This window comes from Cellulomonas sp., from assembly GCF_036279715.1.
In the GTDB taxonomy this organism is placed as follows: Bacteria; Actinomycetota; Actinomycetes; order Actinomycetales; family Cellulomonadaceae; genus Cellulomonas_A.
On sequence record NZ_DASUIR010000104.1, the window covers coordinates 1 to 4,401 of the forward strand.

General features: G+C 72.4%; 5 protein-coding genes. 4 read left to right on the forward strand and 1 reads right to left on the reverse strand.

The window, feature by feature from the left end:
- The 4 genes from VFW79_RS10140 to VFW79_RS10155 form a co-directional block, all read left to right on the forward strand.
- Positions 1–961, forward strand: a 961-nt coding sequence (locus VFW79_RS10140; protein WP_329677186.1) for an ABC transporter ATP-binding protein, incomplete at its 5' end; no start/stop codon positions are given.
- Positions 933–2,588, forward strand: coding sequence for an ABC transporter permease subunit (locus VFW79_RS10145; protein WP_329677190.1), 1,656 nt, complete (start codon positions 933–935; stop codon positions 2,586–2,588). The genes VFW79_RS10140 and VFW79_RS10145, both read left to right, overlap by 29 nt.
- Positions 2,589–2,831: 243 nt before the next feature.
- Positions 2,832–3,518, forward strand: a complete 687-nt coding sequence (locus VFW79_RS10150; protein ID WP_329677187.1) for a hypothetical protein — start codon at positions 2,832–2,834, stop codon at positions 3,516–3,518.
- A complete protein-coding gene (locus VFW79_RS10155) occupies positions 3,515–3,802 on the forward strand; it encodes a helix-turn-helix transcriptional regulator (RefSeq protein ID WP_329677188.1) in 288 nt (95 codons plus the stop codon). Before VFW79_RS10150 ends, VFW79_RS10155 begins: the two co-directional genes overlap by 4 nt.
- Here VFW79_RS10155 and VFW79_RS10160 read toward each other — a convergent pair.
- Positions 3,789–4,349, reverse strand: a complete 561-nt coding sequence (locus tag VFW79_RS10160) for a DUF2510 domain-containing protein (RefSeq protein WP_329677189.1) — start codon at positions 4,347–4,349, stop codon at positions 3,789–3,791. The genes VFW79_RS10155 and VFW79_RS10160 overlap by 14 nt on opposite strands.
- Positions 4,350–4,401: the final 52 nt, after the last annotated feature.

The window sequence follows — 4,401 nt, forward strand, 5'->3', positions numbered from 1 at the left end:
ACAGAAGGAGGTGCTGGCGTTGCCTGACGGCGAGCGAGCTCTTGGTCGTGCTGACCAGTTCGACAACGACGCCATAGTCGTCTGCTCCGGCCTCACCAAGGACTATGGGCAGGGCCGCGGTCTGTTCGACCTTGACCTGGCCATCCGTCGTGGCGAGATCTTCGGCTTCGTCGGGCCCAATGGCGCGGGGAAGACGACGACCATCCGCCTCCTGATGGATCTTATCCGCGCGGACCGCGGCACCGCGACGATCCTCGGCCGGGACTCGCGTCGGGACAGCCTCGCGGTCAAGCGCCAGGTCGGCTTCCTGCCGGGCGAGCTGCCGCAGTTCCCCGGGGTGAGCGCGGGCTACGTGATCGGCCTGCTCGCGGGCGTGCGCGGCGGCGTCGACCCGGCGCGGATCGAGGCGCTGGCACAGAGGCTCGAGCTCGACCTCGGCGCGCGGTACGAGAAGCTCTCGCACGGCAACAAGCAGAAGGTCCACCTGGTCCAGGCGTTCATGCATGACCCGGCCCTGCTGCTCCTCGACGAGCCCACGCTCGGCCTCGACCCCCTCATGCAGCGGGAGTTCCGCGTGCTCGTCCAGGAGGCGGCCGCTCGGGGCGGGACGGTGCTGCTGTCCTCGCACGTGCTGGCCGAGGTCGAGCTGATCTGCGACCGGATCGGTCTGATCCGCTCCGGTCACCTGCTCCGGGTCGGCTCGATGGAAGAGCTGCGGACCGTCCGCGTCCACCGCGTCGAGGCGATCGTCCGGGACCGGCGCGACGTCGCCGAGCTCGCCCGGATCCCGGGAGTCTCCGACGCGGAGATCACCGGCGACGTCGTGTCGTGCGCCGTCCGTGGGTCCGTCGGCCCGTTGCTCGCGTGGCTGTCCGCCGGCCAGGTCGTCGAGCTGGACAGTCGGGAGCTGTCGCTCGAGGAGGTGTTCCTCACTGAGTTCGCACCAGCGGCCTCTCGGTAGGCGACGCCTCGCGCTCGTCGCCGACACCGTCCGCACGAACCGCGTCTCGGCCGTCGTGTGGGTGGCGGTCGGCGGTGTCGCGATGTTCGGGATGGCGCTCGCCATCTCGGCCGAGATGGACGACTTCCCGGGCGGCCGGGCGGCCCTCGCGGCCTCGGTGACCGCGAGCGCCGAGGCGATGCGCGTCCTGCGCTGGCCGGCCGAGCGGCTCGACACCCTCGGCGGCTACCTGACGTTCCACAACGTCATCCTGTTCAACTTCATGTTCGCGGTCTATGGAGCAGTGCAGGGCTCCCGGGCGGTCCGCGGCGGCGAGGAGCGCCACACGCTCGAGGAGGTCCTGGCCGCGGGGGCCTCGCGTGCTGCCGTCGTGCGCGACCGCGCGATCGGCTTCGCCGTGACGGCCCTGGCCGTCTCGCTCGGCCTGGGCCTCGCGACCGCCGCAGGGCTCGCCGTGGCCGGTGAGCCGGACCTGGCCGGGTCGCTCGTCACGATGGGAACGGTCGGGCTCGTCGGGATGGTCGGTTTCGGCCTCGGCCTCGCCGTCTCCCAGGTCACCGCGAGCGCGCGCACGGCGGCCGGTGCGAGCGGCGTGGTGCTGACGGCGCTCTACCTCGCGACGAACATGGGCGACCGGCTGGGCGCCCTCGACGGCATCCGCTTCGTGTCGCCGTTCCACTACGCGAACGCGTCCCGCGCGCTCGTGCCGGGGCACGGTCTCGACCTGCCCGCGACCGCCACACTCGTCGCCATGGCCCTCGTCCTCCTCGCGCTCGGAGCCTGGGCGTTCGCGCGCCGCGACTACGCAGCTCCCCTCTGGTCGCGTGCGGCGCCACCCCCGGCGGCCTCGGCGGCCGTGCCCACGGCGATGCTCGGGTCGGTGTGGACGGCGGCACTGCGCCGCGGACGCGTGGGGATCGCGGTCTGGGCGATCGGTGCGGCGGTCTTCACCGCTCTCATGGCGTCGCTGCAGCCGGCGGTGATGGACTTGTGGGCGGCCTTCGACTTCTTCGGCGCGCTCACCGGCGGCGGGCCAGGGGTCAGTGCGGAGACGGCGTACTGGTCGTACTCCAGCGACATCGTCATGCCGGCGATTGCCGCGTACGTCATCGCGCAGGCGTCAGGATGGGTCGCCGACCTCGCGCAGGGACGCGTCGAGATGCTCCTGGCGGGACCGGTGTCGTGGTCGCGGCTGGTGCTCGAGCGGCTGCTCGCGCTGGTCGTCGGAACGGTCATCCTGACGGTCGTGGCGCTCGCGTCGCTCGCGGTCGGGGCGACGGCCGTGGGCGGGACCATCGACGCCGCGGCGCTCGGCCGGGCTGCCGTCGGGTGCGTCCTGATGGGTGCGGCCCTCGGGGGAGTGGCAGCCCTCGTCGTGGCGTGGGTGCGCCGCGGGATTGCCGTGACCGTGCTCGCCGTCGTCGTCGCCGCTTCGTACCTGGTCTCGCTGTTCACGTCGATGTTCGGCTGGCCGGACTGGCTCAACCGACTCTCGGTCTTCTGGGCGGTCGGGCACCCGTACCTCGACTGGCCGACGGCGGGTGGGCTCGCGACGCTGCTGATCCTCGCGGTGCCTGGCGCGCTGGCCGCGGCGGCGATCGCGGAGAGGACGCCGAAGACGGCGTGATGGCGTCAGCCGACAGTGATCGACCCGGTGCCCACACGCGGCGTAGGCAGGCCCGGGCAGCGCGAGCTCCGCCGAAAGCGGCGTGCCCGGCGTCTCGACCTGCGCACCCCCTGCGACAGCCGTGAAGGGATCGTGGCGGACGGAGACCTCCGGCGGGGGCGGTTCGCCCGGATGATCCAGGCGTCCCACGCCGCAACCCGCGCGCGTTGACGTATCGACTTTCGATACCCCATGCTCGACGCCATGACACCTGGACCTCGCCCACTGATCACCGCGCGCAGCGCACTCTGGGTCGCGCGGCTCGCCGCCCTCCTGCTGCTCCTCGGCGTCGCTGCCGCGCTGTGGGGTACCGCCTACGCGGTCAATGGGATGACTCAGGCCCCCGCGAGGGTCAAGGTCCCGGTCATGCTCATCGCAGCTGAGCCCCAGTCGGGCTGGGGGAACGTCCCGCTGCAGGTGCCGGGGGTCGTCGTGCCCGAGGGCTGGCTCGCGGGCGCCCAGCCGACGGGCGTGGGGCCGTCGGGTTCTGACGGCCGGGTCACTGTCGCCGCGTGGGGCTCCACCCGTGTCGAGCAGCTTCTCGGTCGTGGGGACGGGCTCGTCCGCGGCATCGGCCTCCTCGTCGGAGCAGTCGCGCTGCAGCCCGTCCTACGGTCGATCTCCTCGGGTCGACCGTTCGCTCGCGGCAACGCGCGGAGGATCGCTGTCGTCGCCGGGACTGTCGGGGTCGTCGGCGTCGTCGCGCCCCTGCTGCCGCGGCTCGCGGGGCGGCTCGTGCTCGAGCGCACCGGCCTGGCCGGGACCGGCGCGTTCGCCCTGGCCCCCGCACTGTCGCTCGAACCGCTGCTCGTCGCGGCGCTCGTCCTCGTGGTGGCGGCGGCGTTCCGCGCGGGCGAGACGATGGCGCGCGACATGGACGGGCTCGTGTGAACGCATCGCGCTCCGGGTCCGAGGAGGTCCCGGCCGACGACCACCGGGTGGTGTGCCACCTGGGCCGGCTGCTCGACGAGCGGGGGATGACCCTCGTCGAGCTGGCTGCCCGGACCGACATCACGGTCGTCAACCTCTCCGTCCTGAAGAACGGCCGGGCGCGCGCGATCCGGTTCACGACGCTCACTGCCGTGTGCGACGCGCTCGGCTGCACCCCCGGCGAGCTGTTCGAGGTGGGTGGCGTCACGAGGTCTGGCCGATGGTCCTCGGTCACTCCCAGCTGAGAGACAGCAGCTGCTGACGGTCCGAGTCGACGCGGACCTCCACGGTCACGACGGACGACTGCCCGTCCTGCCACTGGCCCGTCCCGCGGCACGACATGACGAACGCGGTGCTCCCTGGTTCCGGGACCTTGAGCGACGTCCGCCCATCCTCGACGACGACGGCGTCGGTCATTCCGACCAGCGGAACCTGGTCCGAGGTGGCCTCCCGCATCGACAGCGCCACGGCGTTGCTGGCCACCTGCTGGCAGGTCAGGGAGCTGAACTCGGCGAGGCTGGCCTTCTCCCGCTGGTTGAGGAACACCGGGATCGCGATCGCCGCCAGGATGCCGACCACGAGGAAGGCGCCGACGACGAGGGCGACGATGATCAGGGCGAGCGCGCCGGAGCTCCTGGGTCGAGCCGGCGCCTGGCCACCCTGCCACGGCTGACCGCTCGAAGGACCCGCCGAGGCTGTTGCGCGGCTGTCCGTCCACGCCTGGCCATCGAACCAGCGCAGCGCGCCCGGGTCCTGCGGGTCGGGGTACCAACCGGGCTGTGTGGGATTCATCGGGGCTCCGTGACGTGGACGTCAATCGTTCTCGGCGGTGCCAGGGACATCG